This window comes from Blastomonas sp. AAP25 (assembly GCF_001295965.1).
GTDB lineage: Bacteria > Pseudomonadota > Alphaproteobacteria > Sphingomonadales > Sphingomonadaceae > Blastomonas > Blastomonas fulva.
Genome location: NZ_LJHP01000034.1, coordinates 21,385 through 47,155, shown reverse-complemented (window position 1 = coordinate 47,155; position 25,771 = coordinate 21,385). Strand labels below are relative to the sequence as shown.

26 protein-coding genes are annotated in these 25,771 nt (G+C 65.7%); 17 read left to right on the top strand and 9 right to left on the bottom strand.

Features of this window, described 5'->3' with window-relative positions:
* The 4 genes from IP68_RS19950 to IP68_RS17420 are packed head-to-tail and all read right to left on the bottom strand — an operon-like array spanning position 1 to position 1,869.
* Positions 1–282, bottom strand: coding sequence for a type II toxin-antitoxin system mRNA interferase toxin, RelE/StbE family (locus tag IP68_RS19950; protein ID WP_082382468.1), 282 nt, complete (start codon positions 280–282; stop codon positions 1–3).
* On the bottom strand, positions 242–445 hold the full coding sequence (locus tag IP68_RS20695; RefSeq protein WP_054136291.1) for a hypothetical protein: 204 nt from the start codon (positions 443–445) through the stop codon (positions 242–244). Before IP68_RS20695 ends, IP68_RS19950 begins: the two co-directional genes overlap by 41 nt.
* A 4-nt stretch (positions 446–449) precedes the next feature.
* The gene (gene rsmD / locus IP68_RS17425) at positions 450–1,010 is read right to left on the bottom strand and encodes a 16S rRNA (guanine(966)-N(2))-methyltransferase RsmD (RefSeq protein WP_082382467.1); all 561 of its coding nucleotides are present in this window, start codon (positions 1,008–1,010) and stop codon (positions 450–452) included.
* A 43-nt stretch (positions 1,011–1,053) separates the two neighbouring features.
* The gene (locus IP68_RS17420) at positions 1,054–1,869 is read right to left on the bottom strand and encodes a pseudouridine synthase (protein ID WP_054136290.1); all 816 of its coding nucleotides are present in this window, start codon (positions 1,867–1,869) and stop codon (positions 1,054–1,056) included.
* Between the two features lie 98 nt (positions 1,870–1,967).
* On the opposite strand from IP68_RS17420, the gene IP68_RS17415 reads away from it, so the two are divergent.
* Positions 1,968–2,396, top strand: a complete 429-nt coding sequence (locus IP68_RS17415; RefSeq protein ID WP_054136289.1) for a response regulator — start codon at positions 1,968–1,970, stop codon at positions 2,394–2,396.
* Between the two features lie 41 nt (positions 2,397–2,437).
* Here the strand turns inward: IP68_RS17415 and IP68_RS17410 are convergent, their stop codons facing one another.
* From IP68_RS17410 to IP68_RS17400, 3 genes are all read right to left on the bottom strand, one after another.
* Positions 2,438–2,779, bottom strand: coding sequence for a hypothetical protein (locus IP68_RS17410; protein ID WP_054136288.1), 342 nt, complete (start codon positions 2,777–2,779; stop codon positions 2,438–2,440).
* Positions 2,780–2,868: 89 nt separating this feature from the next.
* Positions 2,869–4,176, bottom strand: coding sequence for an MFS transporter (locus tag IP68_RS17405; protein ID WP_231684117.1), 1,308 nt, complete (start codon positions 4,174–4,176; stop codon positions 2,869–2,871).
* Between the two features lie 71 nt (positions 4,177–4,247).
* Positions 4,248–5,063 (bottom strand): 2-keto-4-pentenoate hydratase, encoded by an 816-nt coding sequence (locus IP68_RS17400; RefSeq protein WP_054136287.1) that lies wholly within the window; start codon positions 5,061–5,063, stop codon positions 4,248–4,250.
* A gap of 205 nt (positions 5,064–5,268) precedes the next feature.
* On the opposite strand from IP68_RS17400, the gene IP68_RS17395 reads away from it, so the two are divergent.
* From IP68_RS17395 to IP68_RS17375, 5 genes are all read left to right on the top strand, one after another.
* The gene (locus tag IP68_RS17395; RefSeq protein WP_054136310.1) at positions 5,269–6,276 is read left to right on the top strand and encodes a LacI family DNA-binding transcriptional regulator; all 1,008 of its coding nucleotides are present in this window, start codon (positions 5,269–5,271) and stop codon (positions 6,274–6,276) included.
* A 123-nt stretch (positions 6,277–6,399) separates the two neighbouring features.
* Positions 6,400–7,038 carry an RpiB/LacA/LacB family sugar-phosphate isomerase gene (locus IP68_RS17390; RefSeq protein WP_054136286.1) on the top strand — a complete coding sequence of 213 codons (639 nt, stop codon included), beginning with the start codon at positions 6,400–6,402 and terminating at the stop codon, positions 7,036–7,038.
* Positions 7,039–7,060: 22 nt separating this feature from the next.
* A complete protein-coding gene (kduD, locus tag IP68_RS17385; RefSeq protein ID WP_054136285.1) occupies positions 7,061–7,819 on the top strand; it encodes a 2-dehydro-3-deoxy-D-gluconate 5-dehydrogenase KduD in 759 nt (252 codons plus the stop codon).
* A complete protein-coding gene (locus IP68_RS17380) occupies positions 7,816–8,832 on the top strand; it encodes a sugar kinase (RefSeq protein WP_054136284.1) in 1,017 nt (338 codons plus the stop codon). The genes kduD and IP68_RS17380 overlap by 4 nt, the downstream gene beginning before the upstream one ends.
* Complete coding sequence (locus IP68_RS17375; protein WP_054136283.1) at positions 8,819–10,360, top strand: carboxylesterase/lipase family protein; 1,542 nt, start codon at positions 8,819–8,821, stop codon at positions 10,358–10,360. The genes IP68_RS17380 and IP68_RS17375 overlap by 14 nt, the downstream gene beginning before the upstream one ends.
* Here IP68_RS17375 and IP68_RS17370 read toward each other — a convergent pair.
* A complete protein-coding gene (locus IP68_RS17370; protein WP_054136282.1) occupies positions 10,329–10,760 on the bottom strand; it encodes a cupin domain-containing protein in 432 nt (143 codons plus the stop codon). The genes IP68_RS17375 and IP68_RS17370 overlap by 32 nt on opposite strands.
* Complete coding sequence (locus IP68_RS17365; RefSeq protein ID WP_054136281.1) at positions 10,757–12,115, bottom strand: polysaccharide lyase family 1 protein; 1,359 nt, start codon at positions 12,113–12,115, stop codon at positions 10,757–10,759. The genes IP68_RS17370 and IP68_RS17365 overlap by 4 nt, the downstream gene beginning before the upstream one ends.
* A gap of 251 nt (positions 12,116–12,366) precedes the next feature.
* Here IP68_RS17365 and IP68_RS17360 point away from each other — a divergent pair, with 251 nt between their 5' ends.
* The 11 genes from IP68_RS17360 (at position 12,367) to IP68_RS17310 (ending at position 25,692) form a co-directional block, all read left to right on the top strand.
* Positions 12,367–15,267: a TonB-dependent receptor gene (locus IP68_RS17360; RefSeq protein WP_054136280.1), complete on the top strand. Its 2,901-nt coding sequence runs from the start codon at positions 12,367–12,369 to the stop codon at positions 15,265–15,267.
* Between the two features lie 57 nt (positions 15,268–15,324).
* Positions 15,325–16,317 carry an alpha/beta hydrolase gene (locus IP68_RS17355; RefSeq protein ID WP_054136279.1) on the top strand — a complete coding sequence of 331 codons (993 nt, stop codon included), beginning with the start codon at positions 15,325–15,327 and terminating at the stop codon, positions 16,315–16,317.
* Positions 16,318–16,349: 32 nt separating this feature from the next.
* Positions 16,350–17,930 carry a family 43 glycosylhydrolase gene (locus IP68_RS17350; RefSeq protein WP_082382471.1) on the top strand — a complete coding sequence of 527 codons (1,581 nt, stop codon included), beginning with the start codon at positions 16,350–16,352 and terminating at the stop codon, positions 17,928–17,930.
* 119 nt (positions 17,931–18,049) lie between these two features.
* The gene (gene purB, locus IP68_RS17345; protein ID WP_054136278.1) at positions 18,050–19,360 is read left to right on the top strand and encodes an adenylosuccinate lyase; all 1,311 of its coding nucleotides are present in this window, start codon (positions 18,050–18,052) and stop codon (positions 19,358–19,360) included.
* Positions 19,361–19,461: 101 nt separating this feature from the next.
* The gene (locus IP68_RS17340; RefSeq protein WP_054136277.1) at positions 19,462–19,800 is read left to right on the top strand and encodes a hypothetical protein; all 339 of its coding nucleotides are present in this window, start codon (positions 19,462–19,464) and stop codon (positions 19,798–19,800) included.
* Positions 19,801–19,829: 29 nt separating this feature from the next.
* Positions 19,830–20,504 (top strand): orotidine-5'-phosphate decarboxylase, encoded by a 675-nt coding sequence (pyrF, locus tag IP68_RS17335; protein ID WP_054136276.1) that lies wholly within the window; start codon positions 19,830–19,832, stop codon positions 20,502–20,504.
* A gap of 131 nt (positions 20,505–20,635) precedes the next feature.
* Complete coding sequence (locus IP68_RS17330; RefSeq protein WP_054136275.1) at positions 20,636–21,289, top strand: phosphoribosylanthranilate isomerase; 654 nt, start codon at positions 20,636–20,638, stop codon at positions 21,287–21,289.
* Positions 21,264–22,508, top strand: a complete 1,245-nt coding sequence (trpB, locus tag IP68_RS17325; protein ID WP_054136274.1) for a tryptophan synthase subunit beta — start codon at positions 21,264–21,266, stop codon at positions 22,506–22,508. The genes IP68_RS17330 and trpB overlap by 26 nt, the downstream gene beginning before the upstream one ends.
* The gene (gene trpA, locus IP68_RS17320) at positions 22,505–23,311 is read left to right on the top strand and encodes a tryptophan synthase subunit alpha (protein WP_054136273.1); all 807 of its coding nucleotides are present in this window, start codon (positions 22,505–22,507) and stop codon (positions 23,309–23,311) included. Before trpB ends, trpA begins: the two co-directional genes overlap by 4 nt.
* Positions 23,312–23,324: 13 nt before the next feature.
* Positions 23,325–24,182, top strand: coding sequence for an acetyl-CoA carboxylase, carboxyltransferase subunit beta (gene accD / locus IP68_RS17315; RefSeq protein WP_054136272.1), 858 nt, complete (start codon positions 23,325–23,327; stop codon positions 24,180–24,182).
* A 181-nt stretch (positions 24,183–24,363) separates the two neighbouring features.
* Positions 24,364–25,692, top strand: coding sequence for a folylpolyglutamate synthase/dihydrofolate synthase family protein (locus tag IP68_RS17310; RefSeq protein WP_054136271.1), 1,329 nt, complete (start codon positions 24,364–24,366; stop codon positions 25,690–25,692).
* Positions 25,693–25,771 lie beyond the last annotated feature (79 nt).

Sequence of the window (25,771 nt, the reverse complement as noted above, 5' to 3'; positions counted from 1 at the left end):
TCAAGGGTATTGCTGGCGGGCGTGGACTACCGAGACGATAACGATCTGGTGCTCCCGTATTTGGTAGATCATCAGATAGTTCGGATGGACCACTGCTTCTCGCGTTCCGGCGATGCGTCCTTGCCGATACATTAGCGGCTGAGTTCTTATACGTTGCGCGCACTGGATGAACGCTTCTTCCAGCCGACGCGCTGCCGGTGGGTTTCGTTCGGCGATATAATCCGTGATCGCCCGCAGCTTCCTAAGCGCGTCTGCGGTCCAGACGACGCTTTTTTTGCTCATGCCCGGCGATAATCTCCGACATTTGTCGCATGACGTCTTCATGCGGAATGAGTGGTTCGTCTGACGCTAGCGCGGCTTCGACTGTCGCCTTCAACCACGCATCATAGGCCGCCTCTTCCTCGGACGAGGCGAATTCGGACTCGATCGGCGAGTATTTGACCATGGGGTCAGTCTATCACATCACCCGCCAGCCGCAACAATGTCAGCCTGGCCTTGCCGACCACGCGCTCGGCGTCGATCTCGAAGCCTGACACCTCGAGCTTTTCCGACTTGCCTGTCTCCACGCTGATCCAGGTCGAGGGTGCAAACCAGCCCAAGCGCTTCAGCTTGTCGAGCGCCACCGCGCCCGCGCCGGTCGCATAGGGCGGATCGATCAGCACGACGTCGAAAGGCTTGAGCGCCGGGCCCAATGTCAGCGCGGAGCTGGGCCGGATTTCGGCGCGGTCTTCGGCTTCAAGCGAGCGGATATTGGCGCGCAGCACGTCGATTGCGGCGCGGTCCTGCTCGACGAACACGCACTTTGCCGCGCCGCGCGACAGTGCCTCGATTCCCAGCGCGCCCGATCCAGCGAACAGGTCGAGCACGCTCAGCTCCTCGAACGATCCCAACCGGCTGGTCAGCATCGAGAACAGCGTTTCGCGGGTGCGGTCTGCGGTGGGGCGGGTGGTGTCGCCTGCCGGGGTCTTCAGCTTGCGGCCCCGCCACTCGCCGGCGATGATGCGCAGCATTACTTCCCCTCCCCCTTGGCGAGGGATGGCGTGGGATAGTCCATCATTTCAACGTGTTCCTGAACGTGATCAGATCGTGCCTGCGCACTTCCTCGAGCGCGCCGGGCTCGAGCCCTTCGAGCAGGAAGGGGCCATAGCGGGTGCGGATCAGGCGCGAGACCTTGAGGCCGAGGTGCTCGAGCACGCGGCGGACCTCACGGTTCTTGCCCTCGGTCAGCGTCATCTCGATCCAGCCGTTGCGCCCGGTGCGGCGTTCGAGATTGGCGTCGATCTTGCCATAGCGGATGCCCTCGATGGTGATGCCGTGGATCAGGTCCTCAAGCTGGGTCTGGCTGACCTCGCCGAACGCGCGGGCACGATAGGTGCGCTCGACCCCGGTGGCGGGTAGCTCCATCTGACGCTTGAGCTCGCCGTCATTGGTCATCAGCAGCAGCCCCTCGGTGTTGAGATCCAGCCGACCGACGGGCATCATCCGCGGTGCATCCGGGGCAACGCGGGCGAGATGGTCATAGATCGTCTCGCGCCCGGTGAAGTCGCGTGCCGCGGTCAGTAGCCCGGCAGGCTTGTGGAAGCGCCACAGCTTTGCAGGCGCGGGTTCCTTGACCGCCTTGCCGTCGACGGTGATGCCATTCAGGCTGGTGAGGACCGTTGCAGGCGTGGTGATGACCACGCCATCGCGCGCCACGCGGCCACCCTCGATCATCCGCTCGATCTCGCGCCTGCTGGCGATACCGGCGCGGGCAAGCAGCTTGGCGATGCGCTGCCCTTCTCCCAGCGCGGATGTGCTGGCTTTGGCGGGGGCTTCGCGCGGCGACGGGCTGTCGTTGAGCGGATCGAATTTCGGTTTCCGGGGGGGCATGGGCGCTGCTATAACGAGGAAGGCCTCGCGCGGGAACGCAAGATTTGTCTGCCGCGTATTTCCATGAGACGCCCAAGCCCCTGTCCGAAAGTCATCAGATGCTGTTTTCGCGGTTCACCCGGTCGATCAAGACCATTCTGATCGTCGAGGACGAGCCATTGGTGGCGTTCGACAACGAATTGCGCGTCGTCGACGCGGGTTATCGCGTGGTGGCAACGGTCGATACGCAGGACGAGGCGATCGCGGTGCTAGAGCGCGAGGCGATCGATCTGGTGCTGGCCGACGTCAACCTTTCGCGCGGGGGGAGCGGGATCGAGGTCGCGCGGGTAGCTAGCGAGCGCGACATTCCCGTGCTGTTCGCCACGGGAACCTGCCCGGGCGGGGCGCAGCAATATGCGATCGGCTGCCTCAACAAGCCCTACAGCGCCGCCGAACTGGTCGGCGCGATCGATGCGGTGGACCGGTTGATCCGCGGCAAGAAGCCCAAAACAATGCCGAGACACCTGAGCCTTTTCGCCTCCCCGTAACCTGCCGATCACGGGGAAGCTTGAGGATAGACTTTTGCGGCTCAGCCCGAATTGCCGAAGCTGATCACGTCGCCATCGCCGGGGCTGTCGCTCTCTGCGTCGTCGAGCGTGCCCAGCGGGCTTTCCTCGTCATCGTCGTTGCGTTCGCCGTCAAAGGCGCTGCGGTCGATATGGCCCGATTGCACCATCTGGTTCATGTGATCGACCAGATCCTGCTCGTCCTGCGGCACCACCGAAATTCCGTCCGAACCGCCCCGCTCGCTGTCCTCGCTGGGGTCGTCGTTGCGGTGCAGCGCCTCCTCAGCGATGTCCTGCGCCTGCGGAGCCTCCTGCTGCGACTGGTTGGTGGTGCCGTTGCTGTTGGTATCCCGGGTGTCTGCCATGCTGCGCGTCCTTTGTGCGACAAGATTGCCTGTTGCACATACGCGAAAGCCGGACGGACGTTGCGCAGCCTGGGAGGCCGCTGCGCGCCCTAGACGTTGGCGGGTGCCAGCCTGGGGCTCAGCAGATGCACCACCGCGAGCGCGAGCAGATAGGCGCTGGCGCAGATCGCGAACAGGATTTCATAGCTGCCCGTGCTGTCGAGGATGTAGCCGGTGAACAGCGCCATGCCCATGCCGCCGAGCGCCCCCACGGTGCCGCCGATGCCGATCACCGAACCCACTGCGCCGCGCGGGAACACGTCCGAGGGCAAGGTGTAGAGATTGGCGGAGAACGCCTGATGAGCTGCCGTCGCCAGTCCGATGATGAGCACCGCGGCCCAAACGCTGTCGATGCTTTGCGCAAACCAGATCGGCGTGACCGCCAGCGCGCACAACAGCATCGTCGACTTGCGCGCGAAATTGGGGGTGCGCCCGGCCTTGATCAGCCGCGACGACATCCAGCCGCCGAAGATCGATCCGAAGTCGGAGATCAGGTAGATCGCCGCCAGCGGCAGGCCGAAGGTCTTCAGATCCATGTCATAGCGCTCGAACAGATAGCCCGGCAGCCAGAACAGGAAGAACCACCAGATCGGATCGATCAGGAACTTGCCCAAAGCATATGCCCAGGTCTCGCGAACGCTGAGCAGGCGGCTCCAGCCGATCTGCTCGACTGGGTCGGCGGGGTCCTGCTGGATCCAGGCGAGCTCGCCCGGGGTGACGCGCTTGTGCTCGGCCGGGTGGCGATAGATGAACCACCAGGCGGCAAGCCAGACGACGCCGAAGATGCCGGTGATGAAAAACGCCGAGCGCCAGCCGAAATACAGCACCAGCACCGGCACCAGCAAAGGCGTGATGATCGCGCCGACATTGGCCCCGGCGTTGAACAGCCCGATGGCAAAGGCGCGCTCACGCTGCGGGAACCAGTCGGTGACCGCGCGGATCCCTGCGGGGAAGTTGCCGCTCTCACCGATGCCGAGGCCGAAGCGCGCTGCGGCAAAGCTGGCGACGCCGGTGGCAAAGCCGTGCGCCATATGGCCGATGGTCCAGATGACGATCGCGACCGAATAGCCCAGCCGCGCGCCGACGACATCGACGATGCGGCCAAAGCCGACATAGCCGATGGCATAGGCGACCTGGAACCAGAAGACGATGTTGGCAAAGTCGCTCTCGGTCCAGCCGAATTCCGCGACCAGCGTGGGCTTGAGCACGCCGATCATCTGCCGGTCGATATAGTTGATGGCGGTGGCCGCGAACAGCAAGGCGACGATCACCCAGCGATAGCGGCCGGCATTGGCGGCGGCAGCGGTCACGGGCGCGGGCCCGGTCTGGGTGCCGATCGTCGCTGGGGCATCAACCATCTTCACTCTCCCTTGGCCATTTGGCCCTGTGGGTGGCGGCCAGGCTTTTGCCGGTCCGCCACAACGATCTGCTAGCGCGGCGTGGCAGCCACCACCCGGCAGTGCACGGCACCGCAGCCTTCGAAAATCGCGGTAAACGCCTGTCCGATGGCGATTTCATGGACCCCGGTGATCGCGCCGGTCGAGACCCACAGCCCCGCCGAGACATCCATGCCGCGCGCGATCAGGTTGGTCAGCAAAAAGCGCACTGCGCCATAGGGCCCGTCGAGCATCGTCGCTGCGGTCGCCGCGCCGACGACCTCGCCGTCGATCTCGCTGCGCACCGGGATGGCGCACAGATCCAGATCGCGCCAGCCCTGCAACGCCGGGCCCTGGACCAGCCCGGCATTGTTGCCGAAATCGGAGACGGTGACCAGCGGGCCATCGGTGTTGATGCCGGGATAAGGCGAGCTGGCGACCTCGATGCCCAGCCGGACATCGTCGAGCAGCGCCTTGGTGCCTTCGTCGTCACAGGGGACCGGGCCGGTAAAGCCGGGGGCCACGTGCAGCAGCATCTCGGCCTCGCCGGCGGCAAAGCCGCCGTGGAACACCGGCATGTCGGGCGCATGGCCATCGGCCGCATCGACGATCGAATCGGCAAAAATCGGTCCGGACAGGCGGTTGGCGCCCAGCTGGCCATCGAGCGGCGGGTTGATCCGTCCGACCTTCCAACCCACCACCGCGCGCCCGTCGATGACGATCGCGCGATCCTGGATCGTGTAGGCCGCCTGCAGTTCCTGCGGCTTGAGGCCCGGATAGCTATGCAGCGCGCGCGCCTCGCGGCGGGCACTGACAAAGGCCATGGCAACATCGTCGGCCTGTTCGTTCACCGTCAACTCGATCCCCATCCCAAGTCCATCTCTATGACCGGCTGCGTAAAGGAAACCGGTGTCATTCGCAAGTGGCGGCGTTTCGCCCGAGCGTTGTGTGCATGGATAGCGCGATGGTAACCGGTGTCAATGCGCATCCCATTGCCATGATGACCTTGGCGGGGCTAGGAGAAACCGGGCACTGACACCGGTGTAGTCTGGCGATGGAATGGAAACGCGCGTGATGAAGGCAAAGGACGGCAAGCCGACCATCAACGACGTTGCCCGGATCGCCGGCGTTTCCAAGAAAACGGTCAGCCGGGTGATCAACCGTTCGCCTCTGCTCAACGAGGCGACGCGCGAGAAGGTCGAGGCGGTGATCGCTGAGCTTGGCTATGTCCCCAACCCGCAGGCGCGCGCGCTGGCACTGCGGCGCAATTTCCTGATCGGGCTGATCCACGACAACCCCAATGCGCAGATGGTGCTGGGGGTGCAGCAGGGGATCTTGTCGGCGATCCGCGATACCGAGTTCGCGCTGGTGGTCCGCCCGGTCAACCGTCGCTCGCCCGACATGCTAGACGATGTCCGCGCGTTTCTCGACCAGCAGCGGTTGTTCGGCGTGATGCTGCTGCCACCGATTTCCGAGAACGATGCGCTCGCAGCGCTGTGCGAGGAACTGGGCGTGACCTATGTCCGCATGGGATCGGTCCGGCTCGACGATGATGCGCACATGGTCGCATCCAACGACCGCGAGGCAGTGGCCAAGGCGGTCGCCTATCTGGTCGGGCGCGGTCATAGCCGGATCGGCTTCGTCGCAGGGCCCGAGGGCTTCCGTTCGGCCGCAGAGCGCGCTCTGGGTTATAGCGATGCGCTCGAAACCGCCGGAATAGCGCTCGACCCCGCGATCATGGCCGAGGGCAGCTACACCTTCGAGACGGGAATCGCTGCGGGCGAAAAACTGCTCGCCGCGACACCCCGGCCCAGCGCGATCTTTGCCAGCAACGACGAGATGGCCGCCGGTGTGCTCCATGCCGCGCGCACCCAGGGGCTGTCGGTGCCCGAGGATCTGTCGATCGTCGGTTTCGACGATACCGCGATCGCCGCGCATATCTGGCCGCCGCTTACCACCGTGCGCTGGCCGATCGAGGCGATGGCCAAGGCGGCGGCGATCAAGCTGATCGACCCGGCCGAAGCGCGCAAGCACCCCTCGCATTTCCTCTCCGACCTGATCGAGCGTGCCTCGGTCGCCTGACGACCCTGCGGGCCGGGGCAGGGCCAGTTTGGGGTTGCGCCGATCTATGACACCGGTTACCGTCTTTGCCATCAAGCCACAGCAATGCGGGACGCGAGACAGCGTCCACACGAGAGGACAGATATGAAGATCGCCCTGATCACCGAGAACAGCCAGGCTGCCAAGAACGCCATCATCCACGAAGCGCTGACCGATGTCGCCGAACCGCTGGGCCATCAGGTGTTCAATTACGGCATGTATTCCGCCGAGGACGCAGCCTCGCTGACCTATGTCATGAACGGGCTGCTCACCGGCATCCTGCTCAATTCGGGCGCGGCGGATTTCGTGGTCACCGGCTGCGGCACCGGAATGGGATCGATGCTGGCGTGCAACGCCATGCCCGGCGTGTTCTGCGGACTCGTCATCGACCCGACTGACGCGTTCCTGTTCGGCCAGATCAACGACGGCAACGCGATCTCGATGCCCTATGCCAAGGGCTTCGGCTGGGCGGCAGAGCTCAACCTGCGCGATGTCTACGGCAAATTGTTCGATGGCGAACGCGGGCTCGGCTATCCCAGGGAGCGCGCCGAGATCATGCGCACCAACCGCGGTATTCTGAAGGACCTCAAGGCTGCCAGCTGCCACGACATGCTGACCGTGCTCAAGACCGTCGACCAGGACCTGCTCAAGGCTGCGATTGCAGGCGAGCGCTTTGCCGAGTATTTCTACGCCAACGCAAGCGACCAGGAGATGGCGGCGTATCTGAAGGGTATCACGGGCTGAGGCCTGCTAAGGGACACGGGACATGACAGCCAGCCCCTTTGATCTTGCAGGGAAAACCGCTTTGGTCACCGGCGCGAATACCGGCATCGGCCAGGCGATTGCGGTCGCGCTCGCTGAAGCCGGCGTCGATGTCGCGGTCGCGGGCCGGTCGGAGCCGACCGAAACGCTCGCCGCGATCCAGGCGACCGGGCGCAAGGCGGTGAACATCTCCGCGGACTTCGGCTCGATCGAGCCGGTGGGGCGCGTGGTCGACGAGGCGCTTGCGGGGCTTGGACGGCTCGATATCCTGGTCAACAATGCCGGCATCATCCGCCGCGCCGATCTGCTCGACTTCGGCGAGGCGGACTGGGACGCGGTGATCGACACCAACCTCAAGACGCTGTTCTTCCTCAGCCAGGCTGCAGCGCGGCACATGGCGCATCGCGGATCAGGCAAGATCATCAACATCGCCTCGCTGCTGACCTTCCAGGGCGGGGTGCGGGTGCCGAGCTATGCCGCGGCCAAATCGGGCGTCGGCGGGGTGACCAAGGCGATGGCGAACGAACTCGCGCCCAAGGGCGTCCAGGTCAACGCGATCGCGCCGGGGTACATCGCCACCAACAATACCGCCGCGCTGCAGGCGGACGAGACGCGCAACCGCCAGATCATGGAACGCATCCCCGCCGGGCGCTGGGGCCAGCCGCAGGATATTGCCGGCGCGGCTTTGTTCCTGGCATCGCCTGCGTCGGATTACGTCACCGGCCATATACTGGCGGTCGATGGCGGCTGGCTCGCGCGATGAGCAAGGCGGGCGCGGTCGTCTGTTTCGGGGAAATGCTGCTGCGGCTCTCGCCGCCCGGCGTGCGAATGATCGTGCAGGCCCAGGCGCTCGAGATGGCGGTGGGCGGCGCGGAGGCCAATGTCGCCGCCGGGCTCGCCTCGCTGGGGCACGAGGCGCGGATGGTGACGCTGCTGCCCGCCAGCCCGCTGGGCGACAAGGCGCGTTCCGAGCTTGGCGCTGCGGGGGTGGACATCCGCTACGTCGCGCGCGGGCCGGGGCGCATGGGGCTGTATTTTCTCGAGCCGGGCGCGGGGCTGCGCCCTTCCTCGATCACCTATGACCGCGCCGGATCGGCGTTCGCGCAGTGCGACGCGGGTGCATTCGATTTCGCAGGCGCGCTGGAAGGCGCCGCCCTGCTGCATCTGTCGGGGATCACCCCTGCATTGGGCCCCAATGGCGTCGCACTCGCCCGCGCTGCCGTTGCTGCGGCGCAGGCAGCGGGCGTTCCGGTGTGCTTTGACGGCAATTACCGCGCGCTTTTGTGGGACGCATGGGACAGCGACCCGCGCGCAATCCTGACCGAACTGGTGGCGGCTGCGACGGTGCTGATCGGCAACCACCGCGATATCTCGCTGCTGCTGGGCAAGGCCTTTTCGGGCGATGGCGCAGAGCGCAGGCGCGAGGCGGTGGATGCGGCGTTTGCAGCCTTCCCCAATCTCGAGCTGGTTGCCTCGACCGCGCGCCATGTGGTGAGCAGCGATCACCACCGCATCGCCGCGCGGGTCGATACCCGTGCGTCAAAGCACCAGACCGCCGAGATCGATGTCACCGGTATCGTCGACCGGATCGGCACCGGCGATGCCTTTGCCACAGGCGTGCTGCACCAATATCTGCAAGGCGGCGATGCCCAGGCGATGGCCGAAACCGGGCTGGCGCTCGCCGCGCTCAAGCATTCGCTGCCGGGCGACATGTGCCTGATCGGTGCGGGCGAGCTGGCGGCATTCTCGTCCGCCGGCGGCGATGTCCGGCGCTGATCTCACCCGGCGTTCGCTGCTGGGCGTCGGCGCGGCGCTGATCGCGACCCCGGCGCTGGCCAAGGGTGCTGACCCAAAGGTCGGTCGCTTCACCGGAGTGCGCGAGCAGGGCGTGCTCGCGTTCAAGGGCATCCGCTATGGCCGCGCGCAACGGTTCGCGCGCGCGGTGCCGGTGGTGGCGGATGGCGCGGTCAAGGCGCAGGACTTCGCCCCCATCGCGCCGCAGCGCGGCAATCCGAATCTGCCGCAGTCCGAGGATTGCCTGTTCCTCAACATCTGGACGCCTAACGCCAATCCTGCCGCGAAGCGTGCGGTGATGGTGTATTTCCACGGCGGCGCCTACTCCAACGGCACCGTCACCGACCCGCTGACCCATGGCGCCAGGCTCGCGGCTTCAGGCGATGTCGTGGTGGTGACGGTCAACCACCGGCTGAATGCGCTGGGCTATGCCTGGCTCAAGCCGCTGGGCAAGCGCTTTGCCGATAGTGGCAATCTGGGCCAGCTCGACCTGACCCTCGCGCTCGAATGGGTGCGCGACAATATCGCAGGTTTTGGCGGCGACCCGGGCAAGGTGATGGTGTTCGGCCAGTCGGGCGGCGGGGCGAAGATCGCGACCTTGATGGCGATGCCCGCAGCAGATGGCCTGTTCCACAGCGCCGCGACGATGAGCGGCCAGCAGGTCGTCGCCAGCGGCCCGGGCAACGCGTGGAAGCGGACCCAGGCGCTGATCGCGGCTTTGGGGCTCCAGCCCGGCGATGCAGAAGGGCTGCTGGCAATGCCCACCGACCGCATCGTCGAAGCGCTCACCGCGACAGATCCGATCATGGGCGGGGCGGTCTATTTCGGCCCGGTGCTCGACATGACCAACCTGCCGCGCCACCCGTTCTGGCCCGATGCCGCGCCGCAATCGAACCACATTCCGATGATCCTGGGCAACACGCGCGAGGAGACGCGCGCGTTCATCGACCCCAGGGGCGCGAAGCTCAAGGGTCTGGGGTGGGACAATCTGGCCGATCGCGTTTTGCCCGAAATCAAGATCGACCTCGATGTCGATTGGGTGGTGGCGCAGTACCGCGCGCAATATCCCGACTGGAGCCCCGAACAGATCTTCTATTCGGCGACCACCGCGGGCCGGTCGTGGCCGGGGCAGGTGATCGAGGCGGATGCGCGGGCGCAGGCGGGCGCAGCGGCGACCTGGGTGTACCAGCTCGACCGCTCTTCGCCGATCGACCCCTTGCGCGGCGCGGCGCACACCGACGACATTCCCTACGTGTTCGGCACGCTCGATGCCCCCGGAAGCATGAGTGGCACCGATGCAGGCGCGCGCGCGACCCGTGACGTGATGATGCAGGCGTTTGCGGGGCTGGCGAAGACCGGTGTGCCAGGGCTCGCGGAGTGGTCGCCCTACACGCTGCCCGACCGCGCAACCTTGGTCGTCGGCGACGGCACCGCGACCGCCCTCAACGATCCGCGCCGCTGGGAACGCGAGCTCTGGGCTAAGGCTCCTTACGTTCAGCCGGGGAGCTGATCGGCGCTTCCCTGGGTTCTGCCACGGGATAGGCGATGATCAGCGCGAGCGGCTTGTCCCCCTTCTGCCAGATCCCCACCACCGCGCCGTCATAAAGATACGCGGTCATCCCGGGTTTGAGCGTTGCGCGCTGGCCGTCAGAGACGACCTCGCCCTCGCCGTCGAGCACATAATAGACCTCGTCGTGGGCGATTGCGTGCTCGCCGATCGCCGACCCGATATCGAGCGTGCGGCGGCGGAATTCCATCCGGCGCGGTTGCCGCGCATGGTCGCTGATCCGCCACGCGGTGCTCATCCCGATGGCGCCATGCGGCGGCGGCTCGCGGCGCACGGTGTCGGCCTCGTCGATCACAGCCATCGGCGGGGCTGCGAGCAGCAGCAGCGCGAGAAGGCCGCTCATGGCTGGGGCCGAGCTTGGCGCTGGCGCATTTCGCGGTCACGGGTGGAAAGCGATTCCTGGCTCTCCCCCTTCTGCCCGGGATAGCGCCCCGATTTCGGGGTCATCGTGTCGAGGTTCCACTCGGCCTCGACGAAGCGTGCGGCGGTGGGGGCAGACCTGGGGTAGCCGCCGACCTCCCTCTCGTCGTCGATGATGTCGCCGCGCCCTTCGGCAACGAAGAACAGCACGCGGATGTCGTCAGGCGCTCGGTCCCAGGGGCGGGCGCCTGCGGTCTGCAGCAACGATGTCTCGACCTCGCCCGAAGGCAGGATGCGGTATTGCGACAGATCGGCGAGCGGCGCCCTGGCGGTGATCAGTTTCGCGCGAGTCTCGCCATAGCGGCCGAACTGGGGGAGGGGATTGCCGTGCCGGTCGACCGCGCGGTTGTCCTTGCCGAAATAGGCAAGGTCGCCATCGCCGCCCAGCATCAGGAAGGGGAGTCCTTCGTTGGTGTCGTTGCCGCCGCGCATGACATTGCCGACCGCGGTGATCTCGCCGGTGACATAGTCCTGCCCCAGCCATTCGAGATTCATCAGGTTGTAGTGCACCGCGCGGTGGCCGGGATTGTAGATCAGGTTGTTGATCATCGCGACCTGCGCCCCGCCCTTGACCAATGGCGCACGCTCGACATTGTGCGCCCAGACATTGCGGTAGAAGGTGATGTGGGTGGCGTTGTCGTGGATCAGCGATCCCTTGGAGTGCTCGCCCTTGGGGTGGCTCGAATTGGCAAGCCCTTCGGCGGCAAGGTTGTCGCGGAAGACGATGTGGTGGCTGGTCCCGGCGCGCCACTCGGCAAGCGTCTTGCCGGTAAAGCGCGGGCCGGATGCGGACATGTTCTCGTCCACCCCCCACAGAAAGCTGCAATGCTCGACCACGATGTTGCGCGCCGCGACGGTGGAAAACGAATCCGCCTCCCAGCCCGACATGCGTGCCTGGCCATCCGCGCCGGTCATGACGCGCAGGTGCGAGACCACGACATCGTGCGTCTTCACATCGATCCCGCCCTTGATCAGCGTGATCCCCGGCGACGGCGCGGTCTGCCCGGCGATGGTGACAAACGGCTCGGTGATGTCGAGCGAACTGCGCCCCAGATCGATCACCCCGCCAACCTCGAACACGATGATGCGCGGGCCCTTGGCGGCAAGCGCTTCGGCGAACGATCCCGGACCCGATTGTGCCAGCGTCGTCACCTTGATGATTCGCCCGCCCGCGCCGCCCCGGGTGGGGTCGGCCGGATGCGGCTCGGCCAGCGCCGGTGTGAGGGTGGCAAGCGCGAATGCGCCGATGCACAGGGTTTTTCCCAGTCTCGCAAGCATGTCTCTCTCCCGTTGCCATGGTTATTGACAGACGCCCGACTTGAGGGCAATACATAATGACACCGGTTACCGTGTTAGCATTTGTTGCTGAGACGCACGCCGGAAAGACAGTAAAAGACAGTGTGTGCTCGCCAGCCGATCTGGACGAGCACGGGAGCCAGGGTGTCGAAGAGGGTCAGAGCGTGTCCGCGTCTTCTCCTTTGACACCGGTAGCAATAGGCCCGAAAAGGGCAATTGGGAGGGGATTGAACATGGGCAGTCGGATTTCGCAGCGGGCATCGCGCGTTTCTATCATCAAGCTGGCACTGCTTGCAGGCTGCGCACTGGGTGCAGCAGGCACGGCGCAGGCGCAGGACGCCACCGCGCAGGACCAGGCCGCCGAGAATGACGCCGTTGCCGCCGACGAAATCGTCGTCACCGGTTTCCGCCAGTCGCTCGAGGCCGCGATCAACCTCAAGCGCAATTCGGTGGGCGCGATCGATGCGATCGTCGCCGAGGATATCGCCAAGTTCCCCGACCAGAACCTTGCCGAATCGCTGCAGCGCATCCCCGGCATCTCGATCACCCGCGACGCCGGCGAAGGCCGCGCGATCACCGTGCGCGGTCTGGGCAGCCAGTTCACCCGCGTCCGCGTCAACGGGCTCGAAACCGTCGCCACCTCCACCGACGGCGCTTCGGCCAACCGCGACCGCGCGTTCGATTTCAACGTCTTCGCCTCCGAACTGTTCAGCTCGATCGTCATCCACAAGACTGCCGAGGCCAGCCTCGACGAAGGTTCGCTGGGTGCTGTCGTTGACCTCAACACCGGCAACCCGCTCGCTGCCAAGGCGGGCTTCACCGCAGTCGGATCCGCGGTGGTGAGCTATAACGACCTGTCCGAATATGCAGGGCCGCGCCTTGCAGGGCTGCTGAGCTGGCGCAACGATGCCGGCACGTTCGGCGTGTCGCTCTCTGCCGCGTATCAGAAGACGCAGGTGCTGGAGCTGGGCAACAACACGGTGCGCTGGGCGCAGGCCCGCTTTGACTCGGTCAATGGCACCCCCTGTTTCCAGCAGAGCGCGGCCAATACGGCAGGGCGTCCGAACAGCGGGGGCGTGTATCGTCCCAGCGCAGCCTGTGACCAGGCCACGCTCTCCTTCCATCCGCGCATCCCGCGCTATGGTGAAGTAAAGCACGACCGCGAGCGTCTGGGCATCACCGGATCGATCCAGTTCGCACCGACCGACATGACCAAGTTCTCGATCGACGGTCTTTTCTCGCGCTTCAACAGCGACCGCCGCGAGCGCTGGGGCGAGGTATTGTTCCGTTCGAACGAGCGCTCGATCGACGTCATCAATCCGGTGTACGACGCCAACAACAACATGATCAGCGGCACCTTCAACGATGCCTGGGTCCGCACCGAACATTACCTGCGCGAAAGCACCACCGAATTCTACCAGGTCGGCGGGACCTGGGACCAGGATCTTTCGGACAGCTTCCGCTTCACGCTGCTGGGGGGCATTTCCAAGTCGACCGCAGACATTCCGGTGGAAACGACCATCGTTTTCGATGACCGCGACGCGCAGGGCTATAGCTACGACTATTCCGACATGAAGCGGCCGAAGCTGACCTTCGGCACCAGCGTCACCGATCCGGCAGTCTTCCAGCTCGCCGAGATCCGCGATCGGCCCTCTGAAATCGTCAACCAGTTCAAGACCGCTCAGCTGCGCACCGAATGGGATGTGGCCGAGGGTTTCACCATCAAGGCGGGCGTGATGTGGCGCCGGTTCGAATTCGACACCGTGGCGTTCACGCGCGACACCGCGGTTTGCGGCAATGGCGGCCTTGATCGCGTGCTGGGCACGGTCACCTGTTCGCCAACCGCCGCGTTCGGCCCTGCCGCTATCTATGGCCTGCCCGTCACCGCGCAGATCTCCGAATTGTTCGAGCTGGGCAAGGCAGGTCAGCCGGCAGGCAATACCAACGCCTGGCTGGTCCCGAACCTCGACACCGCGGCCGAATTCACCAAGCTCTACAGCCGTCCGCTCGCGCTGGACGCAGGCAACAATCGCGGGGTGCAGGAAACGACCAAGGGCGGTTATGTGCAGTTCGATGCGAAGGGCGAACTGCTCGGCGTGGAATATGCCCTGAACGCTGGCATCCGTTACGTGAAAACCGAACAGTCCTCATATGGTCTGGTCGGCACGGTCGATCGGACAGTGGAGCGCAGCTATGACGACTGGCTGCCGTCTGCCAACCTGGCGATTTTCCCGACGCAGAACGTCATCCTCCGGTTCGCCGCAGCGGACGTCATCACCCGCCCGACGCTGGGCGCCTTGACCCCAGGTGGAACGGCGGATGGTTTCAACTACCGCGTGAGCACGGGCAACCCCTTCCTCGAACCCTTCCGCGCCACCAATTATGACATGTCGGCGGAATGGTATTTTGCACCTCAGGCCGTTCTGTCGGTCGCCTGGTTCAAGAAGAACATCGCCACCTTCACGCGCAGCGATTCCATAACCGAGCTGACCTATGCGCAAACCGGCGCGCCGGTGACATCGCTCAACCCCAGCTCTCCTGCAGCGATCAATCCGTCGCAGCTTCTGGAACCCCGCTGGGTGCTGTCCACGACTGTGAACGGCGAAGGTGCGACGCTCGAAGGATGGGAAATCGCGGCACAGATTCCGTTCTCCGCCTTTACCGACGGGTTCCTGGGCAATTTCGGCATTCTGGCCAACGCGACCTTCATCTCCTCCGATGCCGATTATCAGCTGCAAGGACCGATCACGGTTGCAAACCAGCCCAACGGCAATCTTGGGCCGCTCACCAACGTCAATGTCACCAACACACTCGCCAACGTGTCGAAGCGTTCCTACAACGGCACATTCTATTATGACGACGGCAAGTTCTCCGCCCGTGTCATGGCCACCTATCGCAGCCGGTGGCACGAAGGTGCGAGCGGCACCGGCAACATCCTCGAAGGCTTTGGCAGCCAGTTCAACCTCGATGCCTCGATCCGCTACAAGGTGACCGAATGGCTTGAGGTTTCGCTGGAAGGCAACAACCTGACCGACACCTATCGCTATCGCTTCACCGATTTCGATGCGGACCGGAACTACGAGAACAACCATTTCGGCCGCACCTTCTTCCTCGGTGCTCGCTTCAAATACTGATGACAACCGGGTCAGCGGTTCGACGCTGTTCCTGCTGAATTGACCGGAGGAGTCGCCATGAAGATCGATCGCCGATCCCTTATGGCGGCTCCTCTGGCTTTGGGGATGGCGCACAGTGCATGGGCGCAGACCGCGGTGCCGGGCGGCGCGCTCCCGCCCGGGCTGCCGCAACCGTCCGAAACCATCGATCTGTGGCCCGGTGGCGCGCCTGGCATGCCCGCACGAGCCCTTGCCGAGACCGTGCAGGAACGCTCGACCGACCGGCTGGTCACCGATCGGGCGGTCTTTGGCATAACCAAGGCCCGGATGGCGGTGTTCAGACCCGACCGGCCCAATGGCGCTGGCGTGCTGATCACGCCGGGCGGCGGCTATCGCTGGGTGGTGGTCGACAAGGAAGGCTATGAAATGGGCCGCTGGCTGGCAGCGCGCGGCTTTACTGCGTTCGTGCTGTTCTACCGGCTGCCGGGCGAGGGCTGGGCGGCAGGGCCGGATGTGGCGCTCGCCGATGCGCAGCGCGCGATGCGGCTGATCCGCGCGCGTTCCGGCGACTTCGCGCTGGATCCAGAGCGCGTGTCGGCGATGGGCTTTTCCGCTGGCGGCCATCTGTGTGCCGATCTCGCCACACGGTTCGATGCCAAGGTGTATGCGCCGGTCGACGAGGCGGACAAGCTTTCCGCCAAGCCGCGCAGCGCAGCGCCGATCTATCCGGTGATCTCGATGACCGCGCCCGATGCGCATGCCGGATCACGCGAACTGCTCGTCGGCAAAAGCGCGAGCCCGGCGCTCGAGGCCGCGCATTCGCCGCATCTGAACGTGCCCGCCGATGCGCCGCCGTTCTTCCTGCTCCACGCCGAGGATGACGATGCGGTGCCGGTCAACAACACGCTGTTGCTGCGCGCTGCGCTCAAGGCGGAACAGATCCGTGTCGAGACGCATCTGTTCGAGCATGGCGGGCATGGCTTTGGCCTGCGCAAGGCGATCGGCAAGCCGGTCGAGGTCTGGCCCGAGCTCTGGCGCGCCTGGGCGCGGACAACCGGGCTGGCGCTGTGAGTTCGCCCCCCACCTTCGACCGGCGCGGCGCGATGGCCTCGGCCGGTTTGACCGCTCTGGCGCTGGCCGCACCTGCGCGCGCCAGCACTGCCCCGGCGCCGATGCCCTCCCCAGACTGGCGCCGGGGTCTGGACAACCAGCGGATCGCCGATCTGGGCGATGGCACCTTCCTCAACCCGGTGCTTTCAGGCGACCGGCCCGATCCCGCAATCCTCAAGGATGGCGAGGACTATTACCTCACCTTCTCGAGCTTCGAATCCTATCCCGGGCTGCTGATCTGGCATTCGCGTGATCTGGTGAACTGGCAGCCCCGCAAGCCAGCGCTCACCCGCAACATCGGGTCGGTCTGGGCGGTCAGCCTGGAGAAGCACGAGGGGCGCTATTTCCTGTATATCCCGGTGAAAGCATCGCCGCAGAACGACATCTTCGTCATCTGGGCAGACCATATCGACGGCCCATGGAGCGATCCGGTGCCATTGGGGCTGCACAAGCATATCGACCCCTGCCACGCGGTCGGCGAGGACGGGTCGCGCTGGCTGTTCCTGTCGGGCGGAGACCGCGTGCGGCTGTCCGACGACGGGATGCGCGCGACCGGCGAGGTTGAGCATGTCTACGACCCGTGGCGCTATCCCAGCGAATGGGATGTCGAGGGCTTCGCGCCCGAGGGCCCCAAAATCCACCGCATCGGCAAATGGTTCTACATGCTCACCGCCGTTGGGGGCACGGCAGGGCCTCCCACGGGTCATATGGTCATCGCTGCCCGTTCGCGATCGATCCACGGCCCGTGGGAGCAGCATCCCGGCAATCCACTGGTGCGCACCACCGATATCCGCGAGGCGTGGTGGTCGCGGGGCCATGCCAGCCTGGTCGAGGCGCCCGATGGGTCATGGTGGAGCCTGTACCACGGCTATGAGAACGGCTTCTGGACGCTGGGGCGGCAATGCCTGCTCGATCCGGTGGAGTGGGGCGCCGATGGCTGGTTCCGCATGACCGGGGGCGATCTTTCGCAGCCGATTCCCAGGCCCAAGGGGGGCAGGGCGCTGCCGCACGGCATGGCGCTGAGCGATGATTTCGCGACGCTGCAGCTGGGCACCAAATGGTCGTTCTTCCGTCCTGCGCCCGACGAGGCCGCGCGCGTGCGGGTGCAGGACAACGCATTGTTCCTGCGCGGCAAGGGGCTCGCGCCGTCCACCGGATCGCCGCTGCTGCTGACCGCGGGCGACACCTCCTATCGCTTCGAATGCGACATCGAGCTGGCGCCGGGCGGTACCGCGGGGCTGGTGTTGTTCTATGACGACAAGCTCTACGCGGGTCTGGGCTTCGATGCAGTGCGCTTCGTGACCCACCAATACGGCATCGAGCGCGCGCGCCCGGTCAATCCGCATGGGGGCCGGATGCGTCTGAGGGTCACCAACCGCCGTCATATCGTGAGCTTTCACACATCGGGCGATGGCGGCAGGACCTGGCTCAAGTTCGATCGCGGCATGGAAGTGTCGGGCTATCATCACAATGTCCGCGGCGGCTTTCTGATGCTGAGGCCGGGGCTATATGCGGCGGGACCAGGCGAGGCGGCGTTCCGCAATTTTCGCTTTACCGCGCTCGCCGCGGAATAGGGGGTGCGCGCGGCGGCCCGTGGTTGAACCCGCGCCCGCTTGCTGCTAGCTGCCCGGGCGAAACCGCCGGGGCGCAAGGGTGCCCTGTTTGCCCCACGCTCCAGTTGCAAGGACAGCTTATGGTCCCCCGTTATTCCCGCCCCGCCATGACCGCCATCTGGGAGCCCGAGGCGAAGTTCCGCATCTGGTTCGAGATCGAGGCGCACGCCACCGATGCGCTGGCCGAATTGGGCGTGGTGCCCAAGTCCGCCGCCAAGGCGTTGTGGGCGTGGTGGGCGACCAATCCGGTGATCGACGTTGCCGCGATCGATGCAATCGAGGCGGTCACCAAGCACGATGTCATCGCGTTCCTCACCTGGGTGGCCGAGCAGGTCGGCGACGAGGCGCGCTTCATGCATCAGGGCATGACCAGCTCGGACGTGCTCGATACCTGCCTTGCGGTGCAGCTGGCGCGCGCCTCCGATATTCTTCTTGCCGATCTCGATGCGCTGCTCGAGGCGATCGAGCGCCGCGCGATGGAGCACAAATATACGCCGACCATCGGCCGCAGCCATGGTATCCATGGCGAGCCGACCACCTTCGGCCTCAAGCTCGCGCAGGCCTATGCCGAGTTCGACCGTTGCCGCGCCCGCCTCAAGGCCGCGAAGGCCGAGATCGCCACCTGCGCGATTTCGGGCGCGATCGGCACCTTTGCCAACATCGATCCGCGCGTCGAGGCGCATGTCGCCAAGAAGCTCGGCCTGGCGCTCGAGCCGGTTTCGACCCAGGTCATCCCGCGCGACCGCCACGCGATGTATTTCGCGACGCTGGGCGTGATCGCTTCGTCGGTCGAGCGGCTGGCGACCGAAGTGCGCCATCTGCAGCGCACCGAAGTGCTCGAGGCCGAGGAGTATTTCTCCCCCGGACAGAAGGGCTCGTCGGCGATGCCGCACAAGCGCAATCCGGTGCTGACCGAGAACCTGACCGGGCTCGCCCGCGTGGTCCGCGCCGCCGCGATCCCCGCGATGGAGAACGTCGCCTTGTGGCACGAGCGCGATATCTCGCACAGCTCGGTCGAGCGCTTCTTCGGCCCCGATGCCACGATCACGCTCGATTTCGCGCTGGCGCGGCTCACCGGCGTGATCGACAAATTGCTGGTCTATCCTGCGCGGATGCAGAAGAACCTCGACAAGATGGGCGGGCTTGTCCACTCGCAGCGGGTGCTGCTGGCGCTGACCCAGGCCGGGGTGAGCCGCGAGGATGCCTATCGCCTGGTCCAGCGCAACGCGATGCAGGTGTGGGAATCGGACGGCGAACTGTCGCTGCTCGAACTGCTCAAGGCCGATGCCGAGGTGACCGCTGTGCTGTCGCCGCAGGAGATCGAGGAGAAGTTCAACCTCGATTATCACTTCAAGCATGTCGACACGATTTTCGCGCGGGTCTTCGGCTGATCCGGGCACCGAAACCCAAGCGACTGGCCATGACGCGATTATGCTCCTATGCTCCCGCCGACCGCCGGGACGCGGACACTTATTGAGGAGACACCGCGGTCATGCAGTTCCTGAAGACACTGGTGATCATCATGCTGGTCGTGGTGTTCATCGTGTTTGCCTATAACAACTGGCAGGCCGTCACGCTCGATCTGTGGGGCGGGCTGCAGCTGGTCACCAAACTGCCGGTGCTGCTGATGCTGACTTTTCTGGCGGGCTTCCTGCCGCTTTGGGCCTACCATCGCACCAGCAGCTGGCGGATGAAGCGGCGGATCGTGACGCTGGAGGCCAACCAGACGCGCGCTGCCGCTACTGCCGCATCACCGGTGCAGGCCGCGCCGCAGCCGCCTGCCAGCATCATCAACGAACAAGAACCGGAGAGCGCCTTGCGCTCGGTATGACACGGTCAACAGGGGGTCTCGCGCACATCATGTCCAATCCGATCTATCTTGCGGTTGACCTGCCCGATCTGGCGCGCGCCAGCGCGTTGGTGCAATCGGTTCGCGCCCATATCGGCGGGGTCAAGCTGGGGCTCGAATTCTTCTGCGCGCATGGCCATCACGGCGTGCACGAGATCGCCAAGCTCGGCCTGCCGATATTCCTCGACCTCAAGTTGCACGACATCCCCAACACCGTCGCCGCTGCCATGCAGGCGATCCATGTGCTGGAACCGGCGATCGTCACCGTTCATGCCGCTGGTGGCCGCGCGATGATGGAAGACGCGAAGGCAGCGGCAGGCGCACAGACCAAAGTGGTCGCGGTCACCATGCTGACCAGCCTGGACGATGACGACATGAACCAGATCGGCATGGCCGGTACCGCGCACGACAACGTGCTGCGGCTGGCGGACCTTGCGCATCAGGCGGGCCTCGACGGCATCGTATGTTCGGGCCAGGAGGTCGGCGCGGTGCGTCACCAGTGGCGCGACGGCTTTTTCGTCGTGCCCGGCGTCCGCCCCGCCAGCGCCACTGCAGGCGACCAGAAGCGCGCGGTCACCCCGCGCCAGGCGCGCGATGCCGGCGCTTCGGTGCTGGTCATCGGCCGCCCGATCGCGCGTGCGGCAGAGCCCGATCAGGCGGCACGGGATATCATGGCGACGCTGTGAGGCCTGTTTTCCTTCCCGTCACCCTGAACTTGTTTCAGGGCCCAATTCTCCTCTCGCATGGTGCTGGCCAAGACGTACCATGGGTGCTGAAACAAGTTCAGTATGACGACTAAACAACCGGTTGAGAGACAATGAACACCCTCATCAAGATCTGCGGGCTTTCCACCGAAGCCGCCATCGATGCTGCCGCTGCGAACGGCGCGAGCCACATCGGCCTGGTGCATTTCGAAAAGAGCCCGCGTCACGTCACGCTCGATCAGGCCGCGAAGCTGCGCGCGCGCACGCCGACCAGCCTCAAGGTCGTGCTGCTGCTGGTCAACGCGTCGCCGGTGCTGACCGAGCAGGCGTACAAGGCGGTGCGGCCCGATGTCATCCAGTTCCACGGGTCGGAAAAGCCCGAATGGCTGACACTGGTGAAGAAGCACATGAAGGTCGAGGTGTGGAAGGCGCTGGGGCTGCGCAGCGCCGAGACACTCGCCAACGCGCGCCGCTTCGACGGCATCGCCGACCGGCTGATCTTCGATGCCCCGGCACAGGCGCTTCCGGGCGGCAACGGGACCAGGGTCGACTGGTCGCTGCTCGCCGGGCATCGGCATCTGGTCCCCTGGGGGCTTGCAGGCGGGCTGGATGCGGACAATGTCGAAGAGGCTCTGGCCGCGACGCATGCGCCGCTGGTCGACGTCTCCTCGGGGGTCGAAAGCGCGCCCGGGCTCAAAGATATGGACAAGATGGCGCGCTTTTGCCAAGCGGTTGCCAACCATGACCAACGCAACCACCAAGCCTAACAGCTATCGCAATCAACCCGACGCACAGGGCCATTTCGGCCAGTTCGGCGGGCGCTATGTTGCAGAAACCCTGATGCCTTTGGTGCTCGATCTCGAGAAGCACTATCGCGCAGCGCAGGCAGACCCCGCGTTCAAGGCGCAGTTCGATGATCTGCTCGAGCATTATGTCGGCAGGCCCAGCCCGTTGTATTACGCCGAGCGGTTGACCGAGGAACTGCGCAAGGACGCGCCTGCAGGCAAGGGTCCGCAAATCTGGTTCAAGCGCGACGAGCTCAACCACACCGGCGCGCACAAGATCAACAACTGCATTGGCCAGATCCTGCTCGCGATGCGCATGGGCAAGACCCGGATCATCGCCGAGACCGGTGCAGGCCAGCACGGCGTCGCCACCGCGACCGTGTGCGCGCGCTTCGGCTTGCCCTGCGTGATCTATATGGGCGCGACCGATGTCGCGCGGCAGCAGCCCAATGTGTTCCGGATGAAGCTGCTCGGCGCGGAGGTCATTCCGGTGACGAGCGGCGCAGCGACGCTCAAGGACGCGATGAACGAGGGGCTGCGCGACTGGGTCGCCAACGTCCACGACACCTTCTACATCATCGGCACCGCCGCCGGCCCGCACCCTTACCCCGAACTGGTCCGCGATTTTCAAAGCGTGATCGGCAAGGAAGCGCGCGCGCAGATGCTTGCCCGCATCAACCGCCTGCCCGACCTGCTGGTCGCGGCGATCGGCGGCGGATCGAACGCGCTTGGCCTGTTCCACCCGTTCCTCGACGATCCCGATGTGAAGATGCTCGGCGTGGAAGCGGCAGGCTACGGCCTCGATGGCAACGAGCATGCCGCGAGCCTCTTGGGCGGTTTCCCCGGCATCCTCCACGGCAACAAGACCTATCTGCTGCAGGACGAGGACGGCCAGATTACCGAGGGCCACTCGATCAGCGCAGGGCTGGATTATCCGGGCATCGGCCCCGAACACGCATGGCTCAAGGACATGGGCCGGGTGGAGTACACTGCGATCACCGATGACGAGGCGCTGGACGCGTTCCAGTTGCTCTGCCGCACCGAAGGCATCATCCCCGCGCTCGAGCCTGCGCATGCGATTGCGGCGGTGGCGAAGGTCGCTCCCACGATGGACCGCGATGCGATCATCCTCGCCAACCTGTGCGGCCGCGGCGACAAGGACATCTTCACCGTTGCTGAGAAGCTGGGAGTGGAGATGTGAGTTCGCGTCTCGCTAACGCCTTCCCCGGCGATCGCGCGGCTCTGGTGTGCTTCGTCACCGCAGGCGATCCTGACGCCGCCGCTACCCCTGCCATCCTCGACGCGCTGGTCGAAGGCGGGGCGGACGTGATCGAACTCGGCATGCCGTTCACCGATCCGATGGCCGATGGCCCCGCGATCCAGGCGGCGAACCTGCGCAGCCTCGCGGCGGGCACCAAGACCGCCGACATCTTGGCAATCGCCACCGGTTTCCGCCGCCGCCACCCTAACGTGCCGCTCGTGCTGATGGGCTATGCCAATCCGATGACCCGGCGAGGGCCCGAATGGTTTGCCGATGCCTGCGCGTCTGCCGGGGTCGACGGCGTGATCTGCGTTGACATTCCGGTCGAGGAAGATGCGTCGCTAGGCCCGGCTCTTCGCTCCAAGGGTATCGCGCCGATCCGGCTTGCCACGCCCACCACCGATGCCGCGCGGCTTCCCGCCGTGCTCGAAGGCGCGGGCGGGTTTTTGTATTACGTTTCGGTCGCAGGCATCACCGGCAAGCAGCAGGCGGTGCAGGCGAGCATCGAGGAAGCGGTCGCGCGGCTCAAGGCCTCGACCGATCTGCCGATCGCGGTGGGCTTCGGCGTGCGCACGCCCGAACAGGCCGCCGCGATCGGACGCGTCGCCGATGGGGTTGTCGTGGGCAGCGCGATCGTCGAGATTGTCAGCCAGCACGGCGCGGATGCCGCAGGCCCTGTGCGCGATTACGTCCGCACGCTGGCCGACGCCATCGCCACCGCCCGCCAGACCGCAACCGCCTGAGGAGCTTAAGCCGATGAACTGGTTCAGCCGAGTCCGCAACGCGATGCCCTTCATCGCCCGTCAGGACAATTCGCCCGACAATCTGTGGCACAAGTGCAAGGCCTGCGGCGAAATGGTGTTCGCCAAGGAGTTCGAGGACAACCTCTCGGTCTGCCCCAAATGCGGCCATCACGAACGCATAGGCTCTGCCGCGCGCTTTGCGATGCTGTTCGACGACCAGTTGTGGGAAGAACTGCCCTCGCCGGTGGTCAAGGAAGACCCGCTCAAGTTCCGCGACAGCAAGAAATACGCCGACCGGCTGAAGGCCGCGCGTGCCGCCAATGTCGGCAACGACGCGCTGACCAACGCCCTGGGCCGGATCAAGAGCCACAAGGCGGTGGTCGGGGTGCAGGATTTCGCCTTCATGGGCGGATCGATGGGCATGGCGGTCGGCGCGGCGTTCATCGCCGGGACCGAGCGCGCGATCGCCGAAAAGTGCCCGTATGTGATCTTCACTGCCGCGGGCGGTGCGCGGATGCAGGAGGGCATCCTCTCGCTGATGCAGATGCCGCGCAGCACCGTCGCGATAACGCGGCTGCACGCGGCAGGACTGCCCTACATCGTCGTGCTGACCGACCCCACCACCGGCGGTGTCACCGCAAGCTATGCGATGCTGGGCGATGTCCAGATGGCCGAACCCAACGCATTGATCGGCTTTGCCGGGCAGCGGGTGATCGAACAGACGATCCGCGAAAAGCTGCCCGAAGGCTTCCAGCGCTCGGAATATCTGCTTGAGCACGGGATGCTCGACATGGTGGTCGAGCGCAAGGACCTGCGAGACCGGCTTGGCAGCGTGATCGATTATCTGATGGCGGCGAAGGCTGCGGCGTGAGGCTGGCGGGGCGCAGCAGTAACTCGCTGGCCGCGCCCTCTCCCCTCCCGCCTGCAGGAGGGGTGCCCAAAGGGCGGGGTGGGGGCGAGGCGCAGCCGAGCCTTCGGGCAGTCGTGCTCCCTGCCCACCCCGGTCCGGCAAGCCGGACCTGCCCCTCCCGCACGCGGGAGGGGAGAAGGTGATGCCCGACCACGCCTTCTCCTCCGACCCTGCAGTCCAGACCCAGCTGGACCGGCTGACCGCATTGTCGCCGGGGCGCGATGTGCTGGGGCTGGAGCGGATCACCGCGCTGCTCGCCCGGCTGGGCGACCCGCATCACCGCCTGCCGCCGGTGTTCCATGTTGCGGGCACCAACGGCAAGGGATCGACCTGCGCCTTTCTGCGCGCCGCGATCGAGGCCTCGGGGTTGTCCTGCCATGTCTACACCAGCCCCCATCTGGTTCGGTTCAACGAACGCATCCGCATCGCCGGGCGGCTGATCGAGGACGACATGCTCGCCGCTTACCTCGCGCGGGTGCTCGATATCGCCGAGGGCACCGGCGCGAGCTTCTTCGAGGTGACGACTGCTGCTGCGTTCCTCGCCTTTGCCGAGACGCCTGCCGATGCGTGCGTGATCGAGGTTGGCCTTGGCGGCAGGCTCGATGCAACCAACGTGCTGCCGCAGCCTGCGGTGTGCGGCATCGCCGCGCTGGGAATCGACCACGAAGCCTTCCTGCTCGCGCCCGAAGCGGGCACGCCGGACTTGCCCATGGAGCGGATCGCGTTCGAGAAGGCAGGCATCGCCAAGGCCGACGTGCCGCTGGTGATCCAGCGTTATGCCACAGGCATGATGGGCGCGATCGCGGGGCAGGCGATGCGCGCCGGGGCTTATGTGAAGTCGCGCGGCGAGGACTGGGATGCAGCGCTGTATCAGGGGCGGCTGCACTATCGCGATGTCGACGGACGGCTGAGCCTGCCGGTGCCCAGGTTGCCGGGCGAGCATCAGGCGGACAATGCGGCGCTGGCCGTGGCGATGATCCGCCACCAGAGCGCGGTCACTATCCCCGACAGCGCGCTGTCCGCCGCGATGGGCTGGGCCGACTGGCCCGCGCGGCTGCAGCGGCTGGGCGTTGGCCCGCTGACCGCCTTGCTCGGCACGGGCGAGGCGGTGTGGCTCGACGGCGGGCACAATCCCGATGCGGGCGCGGCGCTGGCGCGGCATATCGATGGCATGGGCGGCAAAGTGCACCTGATCATCGGCATGCTCTCGAACAAGCAGCCGGGCGCGTTGCTCGGCCCGCTCGAGCCTTTTCTCGCCAGCGTCACCGCTTTGCCGGTGCCGGGCCACGAATGGCACGATGCCGATGCGTTTCAGGCGTGCCTGACGTCGGGGCTCGAGGTGACGGCGGCGACGGATGTGCGCTCTGCGGTCCAGCGCCTCTCTGACCAGCAGCCGATGCCGGTGCTGATCGCAGGTTCGCTCTATCTGGCCGGCGAGGTGCTCAAGGCGAACGGCCAGGAGCCCGATTGACGCCCGGACATCCGCGCGAACGCGGATATCGGGGCAATTTTCCTGCAATCTGGTTGGCTGGCTCCGGCCTGTCGCCCCA

What these genes read in the sequence shown, in the direction of transcription:
- pyrF (WP_054136276.1), top strand. Translation starts at nt 19,830, where the DNA reads ATGTCCAATCCGATCTATCTTGCGGTTGACCTGCCCGATCTGGCGCGC.
- IP68_RS19950 (WP_082382468.1), bottom strand. Translation starts at nt 282, where the DNA reads ATGAGCAAAAAAAGCGTCGTCTGGACCGCAGACGCGCTTAGGAAGCTG.
- IP68_RS17370 (WP_054136282.1), bottom strand. Translation starts at nt 10,760, where the DNA reads ATGAGCGGCCTTCTCGCGCTGCTGCTGCTCGCAGCCCCGCCGATGGCT.
- IP68_RS17395 (WP_054136310.1), top strand. Translation starts at nt 5,269, where the DNA reads ATGAAGGCAAAGGACGGCAAGCCGACCATCAACGACGTTGCCCGGATC.
- IP68_RS17340 (WP_054136277.1), top strand. Translation starts at nt 19,462, where the DNA reads ATGCAGTTCCTGAAGACACTGGTGATCATCATGCTGGTCGTGGTGTTC.
- IP68_RS20695 (WP_054136291.1), bottom strand. Translation starts at nt 445, where the DNA reads ATGGTCAAATACTCGCCGATCGAGTCCGAATTCGCCTCGTCCGAGGAA.
- IP68_RS17355 (WP_054136279.1), top strand. Translation starts at nt 15,325, where the DNA reads ATGAAGATCGATCGCCGATCCCTTATGGCGGCTCCTCTGGCTTTGGGG.
- trpB (WP_054136274.1), top strand. Translation starts at nt 21,264, where the DNA reads ATGACCAACGCAACCACCAAGCCTAACAGCTATCGCAATCAACCCGAC.
- IP68_RS17380 (WP_054136284.1), top strand. Translation starts at nt 7,816, where the DNA reads ATGAGCAAGGCGGGCGCGGTCGTCTGTTTCGGGGAAATGCTGCTGCGG.
- purB (WP_054136278.1), top strand. Translation starts at nt 18,050, where the DNA reads ATGGTCCCCCGTTATTCCCGCCCCGCCATGACCGCCATCTGGGAGCCC.
- IP68_RS17405 (WP_231684117.1), bottom strand. Translation starts at nt 4,176, where the DNA reads ATGGTTGATGCCCCAGCGACGATCGGCACCCAGACCGGGCCCGCGCCC.
- IP68_RS17365 (WP_054136281.1), bottom strand. Translation starts at nt 12,115, where the DNA reads ATGCTTGCGAGACTGGGAAAAACCCTGTGCATCGGCGCATTCGCGCTT.
- IP68_RS17420 (WP_054136290.1), bottom strand. Translation starts at nt 1,869, where the DNA reads ATGCCCCCCCGGAAACCGAAATTCGATCCGCTCAACGACAGCCCGTCG.
- IP68_RS17375 (WP_054136283.1), top strand. Translation starts at nt 8,819, where the DNA reads ATGTCCGGCGCTGATCTCACCCGGCGTTCGCTGCTGGGCGTCGGCGCG.
- IP68_RS17350 (WP_082382471.1), top strand. Translation starts at nt 16,350, where the DNA reads ATGGCCTCGGCCGGTTTGACCGCTCTGGCGCTGGCCGCACCTGCGCGC.
- kduD (WP_054136285.1), top strand. Translation starts at nt 7,061, where the DNA reads ATGACAGCCAGCCCCTTTGATCTTGCAGGGAAAACCGCTTTGGTCACC.
- IP68_RS17410 (WP_054136288.1), bottom strand. Translation starts at nt 2,779, where the DNA reads ATGGCAGACACCCGGGATACCAACAGCAACGGCACCACCAACCAGTCG.
- IP68_RS17310 (WP_054136271.1), top strand. Translation starts at nt 24,364, where the DNA reads ATGCCCGACCACGCCTTCTCCTCCGACCCTGCAGTCCAGACCCAGCTG.
- IP68_RS17415 (WP_054136289.1), top strand. Translation starts at nt 1,968, where the DNA reads ATGCTGTTTTCGCGGTTCACCCGGTCGATCAAGACCATTCTGATCGTC.
- IP68_RS17390 (WP_054136286.1), top strand. Translation starts at nt 6,400, where the DNA reads ATGAAGATCGCCCTGATCACCGAGAACAGCCAGGCTGCCAAGAACGCC.
- IP68_RS17400 (WP_054136287.1), bottom strand. Translation starts at nt 5,063, where the DNA reads ATGGGGATCGAGTTGACGGTGAACGAACAGGCCGACGATGTTGCCATG.
- accD (WP_054136272.1), top strand. Translation starts at nt 23,325, where the DNA reads ATGAACTGGTTCAGCCGAGTCCGCAACGCGATGCCCTTCATCGCCCGT.
- IP68_RS17360 (WP_054136280.1), top strand. Translation starts at nt 12,367, where the DNA reads ATGGGCAGTCGGATTTCGCAGCGGGCATCGCGCGTTTCTATCATCAAG.
- rsmD (WP_082382467.1), bottom strand. Translation starts at nt 1,010, where the DNA reads ATGCTGCGCATCATCGCCGGCGAGTGGCGGGGCCGCAAGCTGAAGACC.
- IP68_RS17330 (WP_054136275.1), top strand. Translation starts at nt 20,636, where the DNA reads ATGAACACCCTCATCAAGATCTGCGGGCTTTCCACCGAAGCCGCCATC.